General features: G+C 56.9%; 21 protein-coding genes. 13 read left to right on the plus strand and 8 right to left on the minus strand.

The features are described 5' to 3' along the window. The first annotated feature begins 11 nt into the window (after window positions 1-11). The 4 genes from nuoN to ACR0NN_RS09405 are packed head-to-tail and all read left to right on the plus strand — an operon-like array spanning window position 12 to window position 4,713. Window positions 12-1,454, plus strand: coding sequence for an NADH-quinone oxidoreductase subunit NuoN (gene nuoN, locus ACR0NN_RS09390; RefSeq protein WP_170720517.1), 1,443 nt, complete (start codon window positions 12-14; stop codon window positions 1,452-1,454). A gap of 54 nt (window positions 1,455-1,508) precedes the next feature. Then, a complete protein-coding gene (locus ACR0NN_RS09395; RefSeq protein WP_170720514.1) occupies window positions 1,509-2,258 on the plus strand; it encodes a biotin--[acetyl-CoA-carboxylase] ligase in 750 nt (249 codons plus the stop codon). A gap of 11 nt (window positions 2,259-2,269) precedes the next feature. After that, the gene (locus ACR0NN_RS09400) at window positions 2,270-3,049 is read left to right on the plus strand and encodes a type III pantothenate kinase (RefSeq protein WP_170720511.1); all 780 of its coding nucleotides are present in this window, start codon (window positions 2,270-2,272) and stop codon (window positions 3,047-3,049) included. Continuing rightward, complete coding sequence (locus tag ACR0NN_RS09405) at window positions 3,046-4,713, plus strand: ribonuclease J (protein WP_480684475.1); 1,668 nt, start codon at window positions 3,046-3,048, stop codon at window positions 4,711-4,713. The genes ACR0NN_RS09400 and ACR0NN_RS09405 overlap by 4 nt, the downstream gene beginning before the upstream one ends. Here ACR0NN_RS09405 and ACR0NN_RS09410 read toward each other — a convergent pair. Together ACR0NN_RS09410 and ACR0NN_RS09415 are read right to left on the minus strand one after the other, a co-directional pair. After that, window positions 4,710-5,411, minus strand: a complete 702-nt coding sequence (locus ACR0NN_RS09410) for an NUDIX hydrolase (protein ID WP_170720503.1) — start codon at window positions 5,409-5,411, stop codon at window positions 4,710-4,712. The two genes, ACR0NN_RS09405 and ACR0NN_RS09410, sit on opposite strands and share 4 nt — an antisense overlap. Continuing rightward, window positions 5,408-5,806, minus strand: a complete 399-nt coding sequence (locus tag ACR0NN_RS09415) for a DUF983 domain-containing protein (protein WP_170720501.1) — start codon at window positions 5,804-5,806, stop codon at window positions 5,408-5,410. Before ACR0NN_RS09415 ends, ACR0NN_RS09410 begins: the two co-directional genes overlap by 4 nt. 221 nt (window positions 5,807-6,027) lie before the next feature. Here ACR0NN_RS09415 and ACR0NN_RS09420 point away from each other — a divergent pair, with 221 nt between their 5' ends. The 4 genes from ACR0NN_RS09420 to ACR0NN_RS09435 are packed head-to-tail and all read left to right on the plus strand — an operon-like array spanning window position 6,028 to window position 7,911. Then, window positions 6,028-6,483 (plus strand): EF-hand domain-containing protein, encoded by a 456-nt coding sequence (locus tag ACR0NN_RS09420; protein WP_170720497.1) that lies wholly within the window; start codon window positions 6,028-6,030, stop codon window positions 6,481-6,483. 6 nt (window positions 6,484-6,489) lie between these two features. After that, window positions 6,490-7,104 (plus strand): RNA polymerase sigma factor, encoded by a 615-nt coding sequence (locus ACR0NN_RS09425; RefSeq protein WP_170720493.1) that lies wholly within the window; start codon window positions 6,490-6,492, stop codon window positions 7,102-7,104. Beyond that, window positions 7,097-7,441 (plus strand): hypothetical protein, encoded by a 345-nt coding sequence (locus ACR0NN_RS09430; protein ID WP_170720490.1) that lies wholly within the window; start codon window positions 7,097-7,099, stop codon window positions 7,439-7,441. Before ACR0NN_RS09425 ends, ACR0NN_RS09430 begins: the two co-directional genes overlap by 8 nt. After that, window positions 7,438-7,911 (plus strand): periplasmic heavy metal sensor, encoded by a 474-nt coding sequence (locus tag ACR0NN_RS09435; protein ID WP_170685805.1) that lies wholly within the window; start codon window positions 7,438-7,440, stop codon window positions 7,909-7,911. Before ACR0NN_RS09430 ends, ACR0NN_RS09435 begins: the two co-directional genes overlap by 4 nt. A gap of 4 nt (window positions 7,912-7,915) precedes the next feature. Here ACR0NN_RS09435 and ACR0NN_RS09440 read toward each other — a convergent pair whose 3' ends face one another. Then, on the minus strand, window positions 7,916-9,322 hold the full coding sequence (locus tag ACR0NN_RS09440; RefSeq protein ID WP_480684479.1) for a diguanylate cyclase: 1,407 nt from the start codon (window positions 9,320-9,322) through the stop codon (window positions 7,916-7,918). An 83-nt stretch (window positions 9,323-9,405) separates the two neighbouring features. Between ACR0NN_RS09440 and ACR0NN_RS09445 the strand changes: the two genes are divergently transcribed. The 5 genes from ACR0NN_RS09445 (at window position 9,406) to ACR0NN_RS09465 (ending at window position 13,788) form a co-directional block, all read left to right on the plus strand. Further along, the gene (locus ACR0NN_RS09445) at window positions 9,406-9,690 is read left to right on the plus strand and encodes a DUF3572 domain-containing protein (protein WP_170720488.1); all 285 of its coding nucleotides are present in this window, start codon (window positions 9,406-9,408) and stop codon (window positions 9,688-9,690) included. A gap of 18 nt (window positions 9,691-9,708) precedes the next feature. Then, window positions 9,709-10,401 (plus strand): HAD family hydrolase, encoded by a 693-nt coding sequence (locus ACR0NN_RS09450; RefSeq protein WP_170720485.1) that lies wholly within the window; start codon window positions 9,709-9,711, stop codon window positions 10,399-10,401. Window positions 10,402-10,521: 120 nt separating this feature from the next. Next, entirely contained in the window at window positions 10,522-12,081 is a 1,560-nt protein-coding gene (locus ACR0NN_RS09455; protein WP_170720482.1) for a trimethylamine methyltransferase family protein, read from the plus strand. A gap of 124 nt (window positions 12,082-12,205) precedes the next feature. Beyond that, the gene (locus ACR0NN_RS09460; RefSeq protein WP_170720477.1) at window positions 12,206-12,793 is read left to right on the plus strand and encodes a heme NO-binding domain-containing protein; all 588 of its coding nucleotides are present in this window, start codon (window positions 12,206-12,208) and stop codon (window positions 12,791-12,793) included. Beyond that, on the plus strand, window positions 12,790-13,788 hold the full coding sequence (locus ACR0NN_RS09465) for a GGDEF domain-containing protein (RefSeq protein WP_170720471.1): 999 nt from the start codon (window positions 12,790-12,792) through the stop codon (window positions 13,786-13,788). Before ACR0NN_RS09460 ends, ACR0NN_RS09465 begins: the two co-directional genes overlap by 4 nt. Window positions 13,789-13,813: 25 nt before the next feature. Here the strand turns inward: ACR0NN_RS09465 and ACR0NN_RS09470 are convergent, their stop codons facing one another. From ACR0NN_RS09470 to ACR0NN_RS09490, 5 genes are all read right to left on the minus strand, one after another. Continuing rightward, window positions 13,814-14,500 (minus strand): CbiX/SirB N-terminal domain-containing protein, encoded by a 687-nt coding sequence (locus ACR0NN_RS09470; RefSeq protein WP_170720469.1) that lies wholly within the window; start codon window positions 14,498-14,500, stop codon window positions 13,814-13,816. A gap of 72 nt (window positions 14,501-14,572) precedes the next feature. Then, window positions 14,573-15,505 (minus strand): AEC family transporter, encoded by a 933-nt coding sequence (locus ACR0NN_RS09475; protein ID WP_170720466.1) that lies wholly within the window; start codon window positions 15,503-15,505, stop codon window positions 14,573-14,575. A gap of 44 nt (window positions 15,506-15,549) precedes the next feature. After that, window positions 15,550-16,347 (minus strand): MBL fold metallo-hydrolase, encoded by a 798-nt coding sequence (locus ACR0NN_RS09480; protein ID WP_170720464.1) that lies wholly within the window; start codon window positions 16,345-16,347, stop codon window positions 15,550-15,552. Continuing rightward, window positions 16,344-17,150 (minus strand): TatD family hydrolase, encoded by an 807-nt coding sequence (locus tag ACR0NN_RS09485; RefSeq protein ID WP_170720457.1) that lies wholly within the window; start codon window positions 17,148-17,150, stop codon window positions 16,344-16,346. Before ACR0NN_RS09485 ends, ACR0NN_RS09480 begins: the two co-directional genes overlap by 4 nt. Next, a complete protein-coding gene (locus ACR0NN_RS09490) occupies window positions 17,150-18,268 on the minus strand; it encodes a DNA polymerase III subunit delta' (RefSeq protein ID WP_170720455.1) in 1,119 nt (372 codons plus the stop codon). The genes ACR0NN_RS09485 and ACR0NN_RS09490 overlap by 1 nt, the downstream gene beginning before the upstream one ends. Window positions 18,269-18,274: the final 6 nt, after the last annotated feature.

An 18,274-nucleotide genomic window follows, 5' to 3' on the forward strand; every position in this document is an offset into this window, starting at 1 on the left:
GCTTTGGAGACATGATCCAAGCTGATCTGACAATAATCCTGCCAGAAATCGTTCTGGCCGTATATGCGATGGCGGCGCTGATCGGGGCTGTCTACACGACCAAAGACGGGCTTGCCCCGGTTCTGGTCTGGTCGACATCTGGTCTGATGGCCATTCTGGCGATCTGGATTGCGATGAATGGCGACGGAACAAACATCGCTTTCAATGGCATGTTTGTGGATGACGGCTTTGCGCGCTTTGCCAAAGTAGCGATCCTGTTGTCCGCCGCTGCTGTTCTGCTGATGAGCCAGGACTACATGGCGCGCCGTGGGTTGCTGCGGTTTGAATATCCGCTGCTGGTCGCTTTGGCGGCTGTCGGTATGATGATGATGGTCAGTGCGGGCGATCTGATGTCGCTTTACATGGGGCTAGAGCTGCAATCCTTGTCGCTTTATGTCGTAGCCGCGCTGCGCCGGGACAGCGCCAAATCGACCGAGGCAGGCCTGAAGTATTTTGTTCTGGGTGCGCTCAGCTCCGGTCTGCTGCTTTATGGGGCATCGCTGGTCTATGGCTTTACCGGAACCACGTTGTTCTCGGGCATCATCCAGACGGTGCATCATGATGATGTCTCGCTGGGGCTGCTGTTTGGTCTGGTCCTGTTGATCTCGGGCCTTGCGTTCAAGGTCTCGGCCGTGCCGTTCCATATGTGGACACCGGATGTGTACGAGGGTTCGCCGACGCCGATCACTGCGTTCTTCGCAACCGCGCCCAAAGTGGCTGCAATGGCCTTGTTCGCGCGTGTCTTGCATGATGCCTTCGGGGGTGTTGTCAAAGATTGGCAGCAGGTGATAGTCCTGCTTTCGGTTCTGTCGATGCTTCTGGGCGCTATTGCGGCGATCGGGCAGCGTGACATCAAGCGACTGATGGCGTTTTCGTCCATTGCCCACATGGGTTATGCGCTTATCGGTCTGGCTGCAGGCACTGAAATGGGCGTCAAAGCCATGCTGATGTATCTGGCGATCTATGTGACGATGAACATTGGTACCTTCGCCTTCATCCTGATGATGGAGCGTGACGGCAAACCGGTGACCGATATCGACGCATTGCGGCAGTATTCGAAACGCGATCCGGGCAAGGCGCTTGCTGTTTTGATCTTGATGTTCAGCCTTGCAGGCGTGCCGCCGATGCTTGGTTTCTTTGCCAAGTTCGGTGTTTGGCAAGCCGGGATCGAGGCTGGGCTGACCGGTCTGGTGATCGCATCTGCGATCGCTTCGGTCATCGGTGCGTTCTATTATCTGCGCATCGTGTACTACATGTATTTCGGGGCCGAGAACGAAGACCCAATCGAAACCCGCTCGTCACCCGTTCTGTGGGGTGCATTGATGGGGTCTGCGGCGCTGATGCTGATCGGAGTATTCTACCAATTTGGCATCGAGGGCGCGGCGGCCGCTGCGGCGACAACGCTTGTTAATTGATCCCAATCCGAAACTCAGCAAAGGGGCTCGGGCGTTGTACCGGGCCTTTTTGACATGAGCGACTGGCCCCAAGGATATGGTCTGCACGTGCTGCAGGAGGTGGACAGCACCCTGAACGAGGCTGCGCGGCTGGCTCCTACCGCTGCTGGGCCGGTTTGGATCATGGCGCATCGGCAGACTGCCGCTCGGGGGCGTCGTGGGCGTGCTTGGGTCAATCCCACGGGCAATCTGGCCGCGACGTTGCTGATGCGCCCGCCAGGTGATCCAGAGCAGGCGGCGCTGCGCAGCTTCGTTGCCGCGTTGGCGTTATTTGATGCCTGTGTGGCGGTGACTGGGCGGACCAGCGGTTTGTCCTTGAAATGGCCCAACGATGTGCTGCTGAACGGCGGCAAACTGGCCGGTATCTTGCTTGAAAGCACGGGGCAGGGCCGAGGTGTTACGCATTTGGCGATCGGGATTGGCGTCAATCTTTCCGAGGCTCCAAGTGCTGACAATGTCGAAGCTGGGGCGGTGCGCCCGGTCTCATTGCTTTCGGAAACTGGTGCTTTGGTGACACCCGAGGATTTTCTGACCGAATTGGCTTCGGGCTATGCGCATTACGAAACGCAGTTCATGACCTATGGGTTCGAGCCGATCCGCGCCGCCTGGCTTTCGCGCGCTGCGCGGTTGGGCGAGGTAATTACCGCCCGTACCGCTGCGTCAGAAACTGTAGGTACGTTTGAAACGGTGGACGCGGGTGGCAGCCTTGTCCTAAACACCGCCAAGGGCCGTGTCAGTATTCCGGCCGCGGATGTCTATTTCTGAAGGGGGCAAAGATGCTTCTGGCGATTGATTGCGGCAATACCAACACCGTTTTCTCGATCTGGGACGGTGAGAAGTTTCTGTGTACCCTGCGCACGTCAACCCATCACGCACGTACAGCGGACGCGTATTTCACATGGTATTCAACCTTGGTGAAACACTACGGGATCGAGGCGGATATTACAGACGTGATCATCGCCTCGACCGTGCCACGAGTGGTGTTCAACCTTCGGGTTTTTGCAGATCGGTTTTTCGGATGCCGCCCGCTTGTCATCGGTAAACCAGATTGCTTATTGCCGGTTAATCCACGCGTCGATGAAGGCACGGTACCTGGTCCGGACCGATTGGCCAATGCGGCGGCGGCCTTTGACCGCCATGGCGGCAATGTGGTTGTGGTCGACTTTGGGACAGCCACGAATTTTGATGTAGTCGCAGCTGACGGCGCCTATGTCGGGGGTATCATCGCCCCCGGTGTGAACCTAAGCCTCGAAGCATTGCATCAGGGCGCAGCGGCACTGCCGCATATCGATATCACAAGACCCGAAAAAGTGATCGGAACAAACACGGTTGGCTGCATCCAATCCGGCGTGTACTGGGGGTATTCCGGCCTGATCGAAGGTCTGATCTCACGCGTCAAAGCCGAATACGGAATGGAGATGAAAGTCGTCGGCACCGGGGGGCTGGCGCCTCTGTTCGATCAGGCAGACGTGGGTTTTGACGCCATCGAAGATGATCTGACGATGCACGGTTTGACCGTGATCCATCGCTATAACAAGGAAAATAGCTCAACATGAGCAGTGAACGACTGATCTATTTGCCGCTGGGCGGTGCAGGCGAAATTGGCATGAATGCTTATGTCTACGGCTATGGCAAGCCGGGGCAAGAGCGGTTGATCCTGGTGGATCTGGGTGTGTCGTTTCCTGACATGGATACCTCGCCCGGTGTTGATCTGATTTTCGCCGATATCACATGGCTGAAAGAACGCGCCGACCGGCTTCAGGCGGTGTTTGTGACCCACGCGCACGAAGATCATGTTGGCGCGGTCGCGCATTGTTACGAGGCTTTGGGCGCTCCGATCTATGCGCGCGCGTTCACGGCCAATATCGCGCGCCGCAAAATGGAAGAACATGGTCATCCGACCGAAGCGGTGCTTACTGCTTCGCCTTGGCCGGAACAGATCAAGGCGGGTCCGTTTACAATTGGTTTCCTGCCGGTTTCGCATTCGATCCCCGAAAGTGCGGGGCTGATCATCGATACCCCTTCGGGCCGGGTGGTGCATACGGGTGATTTCAAACTGGATGCCAACCCAATCGTGGGTGAGCCGTTTGATCCCGACTTGTGGTCAGAGGTGGCCAAATCGGGCGTCAAAGCGCTGGTTTGCGACAGCACCAACGTGTTTTCGTCTCATCCCGGGCGCTCGGAATCTGAGGTCGGGCCTGAAATCACGCGGCTTGTTCAAGATGCCAGCGGTATGGTCATCGCGACAACCTTTGCTTCGAACGTGGCGCGGGTGAAGACGCTGGCCGAGGCGGGGCAGAAGGCAGGACGCTCGGTCGTGCTGCTGGGTCGTGCGATGAGACGGATGATCGAGGCGGCGACCGAAACAGGTATCCTTAGCGACTTTCCAAAGGTCATCAGCGCAGAAGAGGCGCTGGATGTCCCCCGCGCGAACCTGATGCTGATCGTCACCGGTAGCCAAGGTGAACGCCGTGCCGCCAGCGCCCAACTGGCGCGTGGCAAGTATCGCGGGCTTGAAGCGAAAGAAGGCGATTTGTTCCTGTTCTCGTCCAAGACCATTCCGGGTAATGAACGCGGCGTGATCCGCATCATGAATCAACTCAGCGAGAAGGGTGTGGATGTGGTCGATGACAGCTCGGGGCTGTATCACGTCTCAGGGCACGCCAATCGGCCTGATCTGGAAAAAGTTCACGCGCTTATCGATCCGCAGATGGTCATCCCGATGCACGGCGAACATCGCCACCTGCGAGAACATGCCAAGCTGGCCGAAGAAGGCGGGCGCACTGGGATTTTGGCAGTAAACGGCACCATGCTGGATTTGACTGGCAATGCTCCGAAGGTCGCGGACTATATCGAGACCGGTCGCACTTATCTGGATGGTACGGTCAAGATCGGTGCCCTGGACGGCGTTGTGCGTGATCGCATCCGTATGGCGCTGAACGGCCACATCACGATCACGGTCATACTGGACGAAGAAGACGAGCCGTTGGGTGAGCCTTGGTGCGATACCATGGGGCTGCCCGAGATGGGATCGTCCCGCGCAGGGCTGGTCGAAGTGTTGGAAGAAGACCTGAACCAGTTCCTGATGCGCGCGGGCGCCAAGACATTGCGCGATGACGACAAGATGGAAGAAGGGTTGCGCCGGATCGCGCGTCAGACCGCGCAGGCCGAGATTGGCAAGAAGCCCGAGGTCACGGTGGTCGTCAGCCGAATGCGCTAATCCGCATAAGGCATCGGATATCCCCGAAGCTGCAAGAACAGGCTGGCCTCTTCGTCGTTGAGGAAGAAAGGCACGGTCTCTGGCGGCTTCGGGTCTGCGGTGCGTGCTGCAATCTCGGCTAAGACGACTTCGGTTATGAATGGCAGATCGAATTCGCGGGCTTGGCTGATCTTGACCCATTGCAGATGCGATAACTCATCCGAGGCATGAGTGAAATCATCCAAATCGCCGTGAATCGCATCGGCATCGACCAAAAAAAACCGGGCATCAAATCGGCGAGGTCGCCCGGGGGGCGTAACGGCGCGAAAGACGAATTGCAATGCTTCGGCAGAAGGCAGATAACCCATCCGCGCAAAGCTTTGCCAATCGGGCGGGGCCGCACCCGGCCATTCACCCGGTTGGCCAAGGATCAGCCCGGTCTCTTCCCACAATTCCCGTATTGCAGCAGCAGCCAGAGCATTCTGCAGGTCCGGTTGGGATTGCTGTGACAAGCGCTCGGTGCAGAGATCGGGCAGAGGTGTGCTGAGCGTTATGCCAGCATCGGCAGGATCGACTGCACCACCCGGGAATACAAACTTGTTGGGCATGAACGCCGCCTTCGCGCCACGCTGCCCCATCAAGATCGAAGGATCGCTGAGCCTGTCACGCAGAACGATGACGGTTGCAGCGTTGCGAATGGCGGTCTTGTCTGCGCTCATGCAGTTTTGCCGAACCCATGCATCCGGCGCGCCCATTGATAGGCGACCACCGCACCTTTCAGCCGGGGCAGAAGGTACAGTGACAGCGCGACGCAAGCGATGGAAAAGCCAATGGCCATGACCCATGGATCTGGGCGCCAGTGCACGTACGACACATGTAGCGCGGGCGCCAAAAGGTGACCGACGATCAGAATGGTCAGGTAGGCCGGGCCATCATCAGCGCGATGGTGAAACAACTCCTGCCCGCATTCGGTGCAGGTATCGTTCACCTTGAGATAACTGTGCAACAGCTTACCTTCGCCGCAATTTGGGCATTTGCAACGAAACCCACGGATCAGTGCGGGTTTGGTTGGGCGGTCTTCCTCGACCGAAGTGTTGATCGTTTGAGCAGTCATTTGAGTCTCACGCGTTTATCCTTGGGCGATATAGGCGGTTTCGAACCCGTCGGAAAAGGGGGGTGCGTCGCTTTGTGGCGATCACCCGCAGCCTATCAGCTTGTCGCCGCTATTCAAACTCGGTGAAAAAAGTTGCTACCGATGCGACGGAAAACCGTTCGGGCCGCGTTTGAGTAAGTATCAACAGCGGTACTGGACCGCTAAATTCAAGGAACTTTGTAATGAAAACCACTACCTTCATCTCGGCCGTCGTTCTTGCAGCAGTCGCCGTGACTGGCACAATGGCATCGGCCAAAGGGCCGCGAGCAACATTTCAGGAACTTGACGCCGACGGCGACGGGCAGGTCACTCAGGCCGAGATCACCGCGCATCGCAACCAAAAGTTCACCGCTGCAGATGCGGATGGCGATGGGCAACTGAGCGTTCAGGAGATGCAGGCTGCCGCACAGACCAAAGCGACTGAGCGGGTCAACAAGATGTTCGAAAAGCACGATGCAAATGCTGACGGTTTCCTGAGCGAAGATGAATTGCCGAAACCGCGCCGTGCCTCCAAGATGTTCGAGCGTATCGATGCCGATGGAAACGGTTCGATCTCGGAACAGGAATATGCGGATGCAAAAGGCAAAATGGGCCGGAAACACAAGCGGCAACAGCAGTCGGACACCGACAACAACTGATAAGGGATGGAGGATCTGACCTCTTACCCGAACACGGCGGACGGCGGAATTTCCGCCGTGCCCGAGCCCAGCGACGATGAGTTGCTGGGCCAATTTGCTGATGGGGACGCGGCGGCGGCCCGTTTGTTGACCGGACGTCTGGGACCGCGCTGCTATTCCGTGGCCTTGCGCATGCTGGGTAACCAAGCTGAAGCCGAGGATGTGACCCAAGAGGCGATGATGCGGCTGTGGAAGATGGCACCCAATTGGGTGCCGGGGCAGGCGCAGATATCGACTTGGCTGTTTAGAGTGACGCTGAACCTCTGCGCGGATATGCGGCGAAAAAAGCGGCCTGAAGCGTTGGATAATGTCGCTGAGCCCGAAGATGGTGCGGCCAGCGTGGTGGATCAACTTCAGGATGAAGCACGTAAAGATGCCTTGCAGGAGGCATTGGATCAACTACCGGAGCGGCAGCGGCAAGCGGTGGTTCTGAGGCACATTGAAGAATTGTCCAATCCCGAAATCGCGGGGATCATGGATATTTCGGTCGAGGCCGTTGAAAGCCTGACCGCGCGTGGGAAAAGGTCCCTGACCGCCATACTGGCGGGTCGCCGGGATGAACTGGGGTACGAACATGGCTGAACTGAATAACGAACTCGACCATCTGTTTGCGCAGGCGCGCGCAACGCGGAATGAACTTCCGGACGATCTTGCTGTTCGAATCGAAACCGACGCCGAAGCGGTTCGGCTATCTCGAATTGCCCCGAAAGGTCGTTGGTCGTGGCGATCCAGCATTAGTGTGATTGGCGGTTGGCAGGGTTTGAGCGGCCTTGTAGCTGCAAGCGCAGCGGGCGTATGGATCGGGTTTTCTGCCCCAACCTTTTTGCCAGATCCCGTTGACTACTTCTTATCGCAAGAGACGAATTATCTAATGGCAGATCTGAACTTGGACGAAAACTACCTGGAGGACGCAGAATGAGCGATAATCCTGCACCCAAGCGTAAATGGATACCGATTGCGCTGGCCGTCTCGCTTGCTCTGAACTTGTTGGTTGTCGGCATTGTTCTGGGCGCTGTCATGCGTTTCAAAGGAAATGATCGGGTAGACACCCCACCGGGCTTTGGCCCAGCGTTGTACTACGCCTTACCCAAGCCGGATCGAAAAGCGCTGCGCGGCGAATTGTCGGACTTGCGCGGCAAGCGATCACATGGCCGCAAGCAGGATTTCTCTGCGCTCAGTCAGGCATTGAGGGTCGTTCCGTTTAACCCAGCGGCGGTTGAGACTTTGCTTGAACAGCAATCGAAGGCGACCGCTGATTTGCAAACAGCCCTTCACCGGCAATGGCTGGCGCAGATTACCGCTATGAGCGATGAGGAGCGCGCCGAATATGCGGACCGGCTGGAAAAAGTGGTCAAAAGGGGCCCGCGCAAACCAAAGAAGCAGGATTGATCCCTTACGCCGCGCTCTTCTGAATTTGCACTCGATTGCGGCCTGCCTTTTTCGCGGCGTAAAGCGCTTGGTCCGCCGAGTTGATCAGGCGCCCCACCGGGTCGTTTTCGTCGCGCCTTGCGAGTTCCGGCGGCGCGCAAAGCTTTACCCCGACACTGATCGTGACGGGAACAAGTGTAGGCCTGTCAGGCAGTTGAAAGGGTTTTTCATAGATGGCCTTACAAACCTCTCGCGCTTGTTTCAGGGCCAGTTCCGCTGATGCGTTGGGAAGCCCGATCATAAACTCCTCCCCTCCGATACGCGCTACGAAACCGGATGCCCCAACTACCAGGCGCAGCCTTCGGGCGGCCTCGGTCAGCACCAGATCACCAGCGGCGTGACCAAACCGGTCATTGATTGCCTTAAAGTGATCAAGATCGGCCAGCATGATTGCAAACCCGTGTTCTGCATCCGGTGCCTGATGTGCAATCTGCTGCAGGGCCCTCATGGCATAACGTCGATTGTGCAACCCGGTCAGCGGATCGGTTAGCGATTCGGCCAAATCCTTCCGCAAAGCCGCACGCAGCCGGTCGTCTCGGGTCTTGCGGGCAATCAGGGTTTCCAACCGCAACGAAATCTCGTCCGTGTGAAACCCGCCCATGCAGACCGCATCTGCCCCGTTGTCCAATGCTTCGGCTGCGCGTAAGGGGTTTTCATCAGGCAACACCCCGATCAGCACCGTATTTCGCGTTGCGTTGCGGGATCGCAGATCGGCCAGAAGGTTACGCCCAGAGGCGGTTGGCTTCAATTCGACGACAATTGCATCCGGCGTGGCCCCGGACAAAACGCCTTTGAGATCAGGAAGTGTATGGCTGTTCACGTTGTGCCGCGTTTGACTAGCCAGAGTTTTGCGCCACAACGCGCCGGTCCGTGCTGAATGCGCCAAGATCGCGATCTGTGCGGTCACTGGCGGAGCCAGCAGTACTTGTGGCGGTTCGCCAAATCCGATGGGCTGAGACTCACCTTTGAGGCTTAGGTCCTGCCTGTCCCCCCTCGCGCGTAACAAGCTGCGTATCCGGGCGAGTAACAGTGTGTCTTTGAACGGATAGCCCAGAACATCATCCAGACCATCCGACAGTGCTCGTAAACGCGCGGCTTTGTCGTTTTGGGGTGCAATAGCGACGATTGGTACATCGATCAGCGCAGGATCAGCCGCCATCACTTTCTTGACATCTGCCGCTGTACCGTCCGGCAAAGTCTGCGCTGTCAAAACCAGATCAGGACGGGTCCGCCTGAGCAATGCGCCTAGCCCGACGAGTTTTTCCCCTTGCACGACATGATACCAGGCCGCCGTCAGTTGAACCTTAAGCATTATGCGATTGGTCGAAACACCGTCGAGGACGAGTATGGTGCCTTGTACAGACATAGCCATTCACCGTTTGATTGCATGCGTTGCCAAAGTGTTTATGACTCTGGTTAACAAACCCTTTCCAAGCTAATGCCCGAGGCCAGTTTATGCCGATCTCTGCCAACTCCGCTGAAACGCTGGCTATAAATGTGCTGAGTTGGCTGGTTGGGAATGAGGAATTGTTACCTGTTTTTCTTGGTGCGACCGGGGCCTCTGCTCAGGATCTGCGCGACCGAGCGGGCGAGGCCGAGTTCCTGGGATCGGTATTGGACTTTCTGTTGCTTGACGATTCGTGGGTGATCGCTTTTTGTGACGCCAATTCTGTACCTTACGATGAACCGGGACAAGCCCGCGCGGTATTGTCTGGCAATTCGGACATGCACTGGACTTAATCCACAGGAGCCTTTTTCATGGCAATAGACGCCCTCGTGTTCGACAAGGACGGCACACTTTTTGATTTTGCGGCCACTTGGGGGGCGTTCGGACGCATCGCGCTGGAACAGCTTGCCGATGGCGACGTGCAGCGCGCCTCAGAGTTGGGAAAGGCAATCGGGTTCGATATCGAGCAAGAAGTTTATGAGCCAGACAGCATTGTTATTGCAGGAACAGTTGATGAGGTTGCTGGCGCGCTGAAGCCTCACTTGCCCGAAATGTCGCATGAGCAGTTGATTGAAACGCTCAACCGCGCATCCGCCGAAGCACAGCAGATACCCGCAGTTCCCTTGGCGCCGTTCCTCGAAAAGCTGCGAGAGGCCGGGTTCAAGCTGGGTGTCGCCACCAATGATGCTGAAATGCCCGCCCTGCAGCACCTGCATTCGGTCGGCGTGCGCGATCATTTTGATTTTGTCGCCGGTTATGACAGCGGTCATGGCTATAAACCCGGTCCTGGGCAATTGTTGGCCTTTGCGCAACAAGTTGAGGTAGAGCCTGCGCGAATTGCGATGGTTGGCGACAGTCTGCACGATCTGGAAGCAGGGCGCGCGGCGGGGATGGTGACGATCGGGGTTTTGACCGGAATGGCGACGGCCGAAACTCTCGCGCCTTTGGCGGATGTTGTATTACCCGACATCGGCCATATTCCCGATTGGTTGTCCAAGTCCTGATCGTCCAATGTTCTGAAACGCCGGGTTGAATGGCAAAACCGACATTATCTGTCGCAGACAGAGCGGCGAAAACCCGATCTTCGGGGCTTTCTTGAGAAAGAAAGTGCGCGGAGAATAACTATGGCTGACACAAAAACACGCAAACGGCGCGGTGGCGGCCGGGCAGGGGCAGCGGCCCGGCGCGGCGGCACAGTGATCGAGCAGATGCCGTGGAATCCGCCGATCAACATCGACCGGCCTACCGAGCCATTGGGTCCCGAAGGGATCGAGGCGATTCACGAGGGTGCCATGCGTATCCTCGAAGAAATTGGCATCGAGTTTTATAATGAGGAGGCCATCGGCATTCTGCGTGAGGCAGGGTGCACGATCTCGGGTGATAATATCCGTATGGGGCGGGACTTCGTGATGGAAATGGTGGGAAAGGCCCCCAGCTCGTTCACCATCACACCGCGCAATCCCGATCATAAGATCGAGATCGGCGGCAGGAATATGGTGTTCGGCAACGTCTCTTCGCCTCCGAATTATTGGGATATGGAAATCGGTAAGAAGGTGCCCGGCAATCGCCGAATGTGCCAGGATCTGCTTAAGCTGACACAATATTTTAACTGTATCCACTTTGCAGGTGGTTATCCGGTAGAACCGGTGGATATTCACGCCAGTGTTCGGCATCTGGACGTGCTCTACGACAAGCTCACACTGACTGACAAGGCGATGCACGCCTATTCGTTGGGCAAAGAGCGTGTTGAAGATGTGATGGAGATGGTGCGGATCGCGGGCGCGCTCAGCCATGAAGAATTCGAAGCCTCACCTCGGATGTACACCAACATCAACTCGACCTCGCCACTCAAGCACGATCATCCGATGATCGATGGCTGCCTGCGCTTGGCGCGGCGGGGGCAGGCGATTGTGGTGACACCCTTCACACTGGCCGGGGCGATGGCACCAGTGACCATGGCGGGCGCGGTGGCGCAATCGCTTGCCGAAGCGCTGTGTGCGATTGCTCTGTTCCAATATGTACGGCCCGGTATACCGTGCGCGATTGGTACGTTTACATCGAACGTCGACATGAAATCGGGCGCGCCCGCATTCGGGACACCGGAGTACATGCGCTCCACTCAGATGACCGGGCAAATGGCACGATTCTATGGCTTGCCGATGCGGTCTTCGGGTGTTTGCGCTGCGAATGTGCCGGATGGGCAGGCAGTCTGGGAAACGTCGAATTCGCTTTGGGCGGCGGTTCAGTCGGGGACCAACATGGTTTATCACGCGGCTGGCTGGCTAGAGGGAGGGCTGATCGCGAGCCCTGAAAAGTTCATCATGGACTGCGAAATACTGCAGCAAATTCAGCGCTATATGAACCCTGAACTAACAGCGACCGGTCCGGATGAGATTGCACTCGAAGCGATCAAATCGGTTGGGAACGACGGGCATTTCTTTGGCATCCAACATACGCAGGATCGCTATACGACGGCATTCTATCAACCGTTTCTGAGTGACTGGAAAAACTTCGAGGCATGGGAAGTGGCCGGAGGCATCTGGACAGCGGAACGCGCGCACCAAATGTTCAAGGAGATCGTCAACAACTTCGAAGCCCCGCACATGGATGAAGCGATCCGTGAGGAACTGGCTGAGTTTGTTGAACGCCGCAAAGCTGAAGGTGGTGCACCAACCGATTTCTGACCTTCATGATTATCTGAGTTTCACTTTGTAACTAGATTGCATTCTCATGATCCCATTGTGGATTTTGGGCGTTTGTTAAGCTTTCTGGGATCACCTGAGGTTGTAATTCAATCTGAGGCGACTCATGCACGGGCTGATCAACAGGGCGATCCAATCATTTGTCTGCGCCACTTACGGCCGACAATGCTGGCTGCGTGCGACCCAAGCGGCTGAGCTGGGTTTCGACGAGTTTGAGGCAATGCTGATTTATGATGCGGACATTTCAACCCGTGTCTTGGACGTACTCTGTGTGGACTTGAAACGTTCAAAATCCGAGTTTCTTGAAGACCTTGGTACATATCTGGTCTCTCACCCGAATATGGAAGATCTGCGACGATTGCTGCGTTTCGGAGGCGTGACCTATGTTGAATTTCTGCATTCGCTGGATGACTTGTCGGATCGCGTGCGTCTTGCTGTTTCAGACCTTAAGTTGCCGGATTTGGAATTGCTGGAGTATTCAGCAGCAGAATATCAACTGCATTGTGCTCCGGGCTTACCGGGATACGCCAGTGTCATGACTGGCATATTGCGTGCTATGGCAGATGACTACGGGGCGTTGGTTTTTCTTTCCAATCAAGGCAATCAAAGCGAGACCGAGATTATTTCGATCACATTGATTGAAAGCGCATTTGCCGAAGGGCGTGATTTTGATCTTGGGGCACGAAAACCATGATCAAGACCGAATACCTTGGCTCTCTGCTGGATACACTGTGTCCGATGTATGTCCTTGTCGATGACGCGGGGCTGATCGGTCGGGTCGGTCCAACGTTGCAGAAATTGCGCCCGGATCGGCCATTGGCCGGGCGAAATTTTCTAGACATTTTTGAGCTCGTGCGGCCCAAATCCATCACTGCGGTGGCAGAGATGATGGCGCTGTCGGATCGAATGCTGCGCCTCAGGTTCCAAGATCACCCTCAGACCGCGTTCAAAGGTCTGATCGCCCCGTATCCTTGCGGCGGAGGCGCAGTCATCAATCTGTCTTTCGGTATTTCCATACTCGACGCCGTACGGGACTATTCGCTGACCAGTGGTGATTTTTCGGGCACCGATTTGGCGATCGAATTGTTGTATCTGGTTGAGGCAAATTCAGCTGCGATGGAGGCTTCACGCTCTCTGAACCTCCGTCTGCAAGGTGCGCGGCTCGCTGCTGAAAAACAAGCTTACACAGACACATTGACCGGGCTTAAGAACCGGCGTGCAATGGATCATATCCTGGGGCATCTGATCTCGTCTAATTCGACCTTTGCATTGATGCATCTGGATCTGGATTTCTTCAAATCGATCAATGACCGATTGGGCCATGCGGCGGGGGATTACGTGCTGCAACAGGCCTCGCAAATCATGCTGGACGTGACACGAAGCGGCGACACGGTTGCCCGTATCGGTGGGGATGAATTTGTTTTGATCTTCAAAGGGATGATCGACCGCCCAAAGCTTGACGGAATTGCCCGGCGGCTCATCTCGCGCCTGTGCGAGCCAATGCAGTTTGAGGGGGCAGACTGCAGGATTTCGGCAAGTATTGGTACGGCGCTCTCTACTCAGTTCGAGGTGCCGAAAGCGCACGATATTCTGCATGCTGCTGATCTTGCGCTATATGCGGCGAAGCGAAATGGGCGATCCTGCCATCGTTTTTATTGCGAATTGTCGGATGCGCAGCAATCCGGCTGAATTTGCGTGGAACTGTGTGGTGCCGCTAAAAAGCATCAAGCCTTGCCGCAATGTGCCGCTCGACCTGGGGGAGCTCCGAGATCACCGGCATGACATGACCCGAGAAGTTGGCGCGGGCCAGTTCTTGCGGAACGTCTTCCAGAACATGCCCACCGGTGCAGGCAAAGAAGGGCAGGCAGAGTGCATTGGGCCCACAATTGGCAGCCGCTTCGGCAATGGTCGGAGTTTGCTCAACAAACCCGGTGCGGATGTTTTTGCATCTGACTATTTGACCCAGCTTTTCTGCAAAGCCCATTGCGATAACTGCAGGGTTGGCGCTGCGGCCTGACCCATGCGCGGCTATCACAAGGTCTGTGTCTTCGGCGTCCCAGCCCCGGGCAACTAGGTCCTGATGCACAGCCGTCGAAACCAGCTTAGGCAGTTCCGGATCGATCCCTAAAGGATCCAGGATCTTTACAGGCCGTGACCCGAGCCGCTTGGGCAACGCGTTGGTGACAAACCAGCCACGTGCCATAAACAAAGGGTAAATTGCGGTGCCTTCGGGCAGATTATCCAGGCAATTTTCTAACGCCTGAGGGGCCGCCAATGTGGCCGATGACACTGAAACCCGTTCACATAAGGCATCAATTTCCATGGCAAAGGCTGCCAGCGATGCCTCGGCGGGGGCCGGGTCAGAAGGCTGGCCATGGGCTACGATAACGGCGTGTGGCATGCAGGGCTCCGAATGGGTTCAGAGATAGATGTCTTTCGGGCGAACAGAGTCAATGAAAGCTTAAGAAAATTGTTATCCCAATAGGGTCAACCAAAACCACACGGTCAATATTGAGACGGCAGTTCCGATCAGAACTGACGAAGCTGCCACCCGTTTCGCCCGTCCATACATATTGGCAAAGATGTAAGCGTTGAACCCCGGGGCCATCGCCGCTGTTACGACGCCCGAACGGAACAAATCCTGAGGCAAAGCAAGCGTTGATCCGAACAGCCACACCAGACTTGGGTGCACCATCAGTGAGATACAGCAGACAAACAGAATTGTCCGCAGATCGCCTTCTGGCCGGTACTTGACCAGAACACCACCTAAAGCGAACAATGCGCCCGGCAGAGCAGCGCGCGTGATAAGATTTAGGGCTTCATCAACGACTGCAGGTATCATGAACCCTGTGAGATTCACTATGAACCCCAGTGAGATGCCAAGAATAAGCGCGTTCTTGAACATGGCCGACAGAACCGACGTCACCATCCGCGTCCCACCGTGGCCGCGATTTCGAAAGACCTCCATCACCGTGATGCCGACGCAATAGCAAAAGGGCGAGTGGAAAGCGATAATCGCGAAATTGCCGGTCAAATTGTCTGGCCCATAGGCGCGTTCCGTGATCGGCAATCCCAGTAAAACCGAGTTTGAGAACAGGCAGCAGAAGCCGATGGCTACGGCGTCCTCCCATTCGCGCTTGAATATGAAACGTGCACCAACCATCCCCGCGATGAAACACAGCCCCGCTGCTGAATAGAAACTGGCCAGAAGACGGGGATCAAAACTGGCGCTTAGGTCAAGATTAGCGATGGCCAGAAACAACAGACAGGGAATGGCGAACCCCTGCGTGAAGTGCATCAGACCGTCGACATAGGATTCTTTGAAATAGCCGGACCGGGTTGCGGTGTACCCGGCTCCGATGACCAGAAAAACTGGCAGAATGACGTCAATCAGGCTTTGGAACATGGCTGTACCAAATGGGGTATCGCAAGCATGCCCAGCGGCTTGCCCTACAGAGGTTGCCGGATCACCATGCCGTCAAAGGCCGGCGTGATGTGATCCGGTGTTTCGGAGTCGACCGCCGCATAGTCCAAATCGATATGCATGTTGGTCAACACGGCGCGTTCAGGTTTCAGTTGCTCAATCCAGCCCAGCGTTTTGTCCAGATGCGCATGGGTCGGATGAGGAGAGCGGCGCAGCGCGTCAATGATCAGACAATCCAAGCCGGTCAGCTCGGCCATGCTGTCGTCATAAAGTTCTGCAACATCAGGCAGATACACGGCATTTCCCATCCGGAAACCAAGGGCGTCAATTGAGCCGTGATTTACGCGAAACGGCCGAAATGGGATGTCGCCACCGGGGCCAGAAATCTCAAACGGGCCATTTATTGTCTTGAGGTCCAGAATAGGGGGATAGGGCGATCCTTCGGGTTGAACGAAAGCATAGCCAAACCGGCTGAGCAGGTCGTTCTGCGTATCACCATCAGCCCAGACAGGCACACGGGTTTTCATGTTGAAAACGATCATACGTAGGTCGTCGATACCGTTGGTATGATCGGCGTGCGAATGGGTGTAGATCACACCATCTAAACGCCCGGTCCCGGTGTCCAGCAATTGACTGCGCATATCCGGTGAAGTGTCGATCAGAACCGATGTCGTACCATCCGGCCCATCGCGTTCAACCAACAAAGAACAACGCCGGCGGTTGTTCTTCGGGTTCTCGGGATCGCAATCACCCCAGACGCCGCCCAATCGAGGAACGCCGCCAGATGATCCGCAGCCAAGTATTGTCAGGCGCAGTTCACTCATGCAGCCGCCTTATATGTGGCTGCTTTGGTGAAAAGCCGATCAAAATTGGCCTGCGTGTGTGCGGCGAATTCGGCGTAGTCGAGGCCAAAGACCTCGGCCCCTTTGCGGGCTGTGTGCGCGGTGAACGCAGGTTCATTCCGTTTGCCGCGATAGGGCGGTGGAGCGAGGTAAGGCGCGTCGGTTTCGACCAGAATGCGGTCGATCGGGGCTGCGGCGAAGATATCGCGCAGCTCCTGACTTTTGGGGAAGGCGGCGATTCCGGACATCGACAGGTAGAACCCCAGATCAAGCGCAGCCCGGGCCAGCTCTGCCGACGAAGAAAAGCAGTGCATGACACAGCAATAGGCGGCGTTGCGATGCTCTTCGGCCAGAATGCGGGCCATGTCATCGTCTGCGGCGCGGGCATGGATGATCAGCGGCAGCCCAGTGCGCTGGGCTGCCTCGATATGGATACGCAGCGACTGTTTCTGCACATCTGCCGACTCGGCGGTGTAGTGATAATCAAGCCCGCTTTCGCCAATACCTACGAACTTTGGATGCTGGGCAAGGGCGACCAATTCATCCACGGAGGCCATCGGTTCTTCGGACGCGCTCATCGGGTGGGTGCCCGCGGCATAGAACACTGGGGCGTGGGTTTCGGCGATGGCGCGGACGGAAGGTTCATTGCGAAGCCGGGTACAGATCGTCACCATGCGGGTCACACCTGCCTCGGCAGCGCGTGCAACGATTTCATCCAACTGACCGTCGAAATCCGGGAAATCCAGATGGCAGTGGCTGTCGGTAATTTCGGGGGTGAGGCTCATCAGCTGTGACCGGCGGTTTCCTGTATCTTGAACACCGTATCTAGGACAAGCGAGGCAGGGTCAAGGTTCACCGCCTGCCCATGCCGCGCGCGCGGCGTGATGAGGGCGGCGACCTCGGCCCATTGGCGCGCCTTGTGGGGTGAATTTGATAGACGCGCGAGGGTTTCGGCCTCGTTCGGGGCGGCTTCGGGCACTGGGGCCGCACCAGTTGCGCCCGTCAGCGCCAGACGTGAAAGCGCAACATCGATCAGCGAAAGCAGCAGGTCGAACCGTTCGGCAGCGCCGCGTTGCGCGGCGCTTTCAGCCAGCTTTAGCGCACGCTGCCGGTCGAGCCGGGGCAGGGTGCCTAAAATGGCGATCAACTCAGCGTACAATTCGAGCCCACCCAGATTGATCAGTCGAACCGCGTCGCCTACGGACCCGGCGGCAAGTGCCGCCAGATGATCGGCCTGACCGGGGGTTTCGGTGCCGGTCTGGGCTAAGGCCGCCTGCATTTCGTCGGGCCCAAGCGGAGCAAGCCGCAACGTCCTGCAGCGCGATCGGATCGTCGGCAGCAGGCGTGAGGGTTGATGTGATACCAACAACAACGTCGTGCGCGCGGGCGGCTCTTCAAGCATCTTCAACAGCGCATTGGCCGCGCTGACGTTCATTTCATCCGCAGAATCCACGATGACAATACGTCGACCGCCATCGGCAGAGGAGAGGCCGAAGAACCGTCCGAGTTTGCGGATGTCATCGACCACGATCTCATTGCGTAACCGCCCCTGATCGTTGACAGAGCGCGTGATCGCAGCAAGGCCGGGCTCAGCCCCTGCCATAATCCGGTGCACGACCGGATGATCCGGGTCAACATCCAGAGTGGTCGGAGGCGGCGGAGCGCCAAACAACCCTCCATCATCTGCCGGAGGTGTTGCCAGCAAGAACTGTGCAATACGCCATGCGAGCGTGGCTTTTCCGACCCCGCGCGGCCCCGTCAGCAACCAGCCGTGATGCAACCGGTCCGAGTTATATGTGCTTAAAAACGCTTGTTCTGCCGCATCCTGACCGAACAACCGCGCCGTTTCGCGCGGATGCGGCGCTCCGGGGGCTTGGTCCGGGGTTGGGGTGTCGTCGCTCATGTCCGG

It is taken from the genome of Ruegeria sp. BA2, assembly GCF_056539605.1.

Coding starts and splice junctions, on each gene's coding strand:
- ACR0NN_RS09440 (WP_480684479.1), bottom strand. CDS start 9,322: ATGGCTATGTCTGTACAAGGCACCATACTCGTCCTCGACGGTGTTTCG.
- ACR0NN_RS09410 (WP_170720503.1), bottom strand. CDS start 5,411: ATGAGCGCAGACAAGACCGCCATTCGCAACGCTGCAACCGTCATCGTT.
- ACR0NN_RS09445 (WP_170720488.1), top strand. CDS start 9,406: ATGCCGATCTCTGCCAACTCCGCTGAAACGCTGGCTATAAATGTGCTG.
- ACR0NN_RS09395 (WP_170720514.1), top strand. CDS start 1,509: ATGAGCGACTGGCCCCAAGGATATGGTCTGCACGTGCTGCAGGAGGTG.
- ACR0NN_RS09415 (WP_170720501.1), bottom strand. CDS start 5,806: ATGACTGCTCAAACGATCAACACTTCGGTCGAGGAAGACCGCCCAACC.
- ACR0NN_RS09470 (WP_170720469.1), bottom strand. CDS start 14,500: ATGCCACACGCCGTTATCGTAGCCCATGGCCAGCCTTCTGACCCGGCC.
- ACR0NN_RS09435 (WP_170685805.1), top strand. CDS start 7,438: ATGAGCGATAATCCTGCACCCAAGCGTAAATGGATACCGATTGCGCTG.
- ACR0NN_RS09405 (WP_480684475.1), top strand. CDS start 3,046: ATGAGCAGTGAACGACTGATCTATTTGCCGCTGGGCGGTGCAGGCGAA.
- ACR0NN_RS09480 (WP_170720464.1), bottom strand. CDS start 16,347: ATGAGTGAACTGCGCCTGACAATACTTGGCTGCGGATCATCTGGCGGC.
- ACR0NN_RS09455 (WP_170720482.1), top strand. CDS start 10,522: ATGGCTGACACAAAAACACGCAAACGGCGCGGTGGCGGCCGGGCAGGG.
- ACR0NN_RS09425 (WP_170720493.1), top strand. CDS start 6,490: ATGGAGGATCTGACCTCTTACCCGAACACGGCGGACGGCGGAATTTCC.
- ACR0NN_RS09475 (WP_170720466.1), bottom strand. CDS start 15,505: ATGTTCCAAAGCCTGATTGACGTCATTCTGCCAGTTTTTCTGGTCATC.
- ACR0NN_RS09485 (WP_170720457.1), bottom strand. CDS start 17,150: ATGAGCCTCACCCCCGAAATTACCGACAGCCACTGCCATCTGGATTTC.
- ACR0NN_RS09465 (WP_170720471.1), top strand. CDS start 12,790: ATGATCAAGACCGAATACCTTGGCTCTCTGCTGGATACACTGTGTCCG.
- ACR0NN_RS09450 (WP_170720485.1), top strand. CDS start 9,709: ATGGCAATAGACGCCCTCGTGTTCGACAAGGACGGCACACTTTTTGAT.
- ACR0NN_RS09400 (WP_170720511.1), top strand. CDS start 2,270: ATGCTTCTGGCGATTGATTGCGGCAATACCAACACCGTTTTCTCGATC.
- ACR0NN_RS09490 (WP_170720455.1), bottom strand. CDS start 18,268: ATGAGCGACGACACCCCAACCCCGGACCAAGCCCCCGGAGCGCCGCAT.
- ACR0NN_RS09460 (WP_170720477.1), top strand. CDS start 12,206: ATGCACGGGCTGATCAACAGGGCGATCCAATCATTTGTCTGCGCCACT.
- ACR0NN_RS09430 (WP_170720490.1), top strand. CDS start 7,097: ATGGCTGAACTGAATAACGAACTCGACCATCTGTTTGCGCAGGCGCGC.
- nuoN (WP_170720517.1), top strand. CDS start 12: ATGATCCAAGCTGATCTGACAATAATCCTGCCAGAAATCGTTCTGGCC.
- ACR0NN_RS09420 (WP_170720497.1), top strand. CDS start 6,028: ATGAAAACCACTACCTTCATCTCGGCCGTCGTTCTTGCAGCAGTCGCC.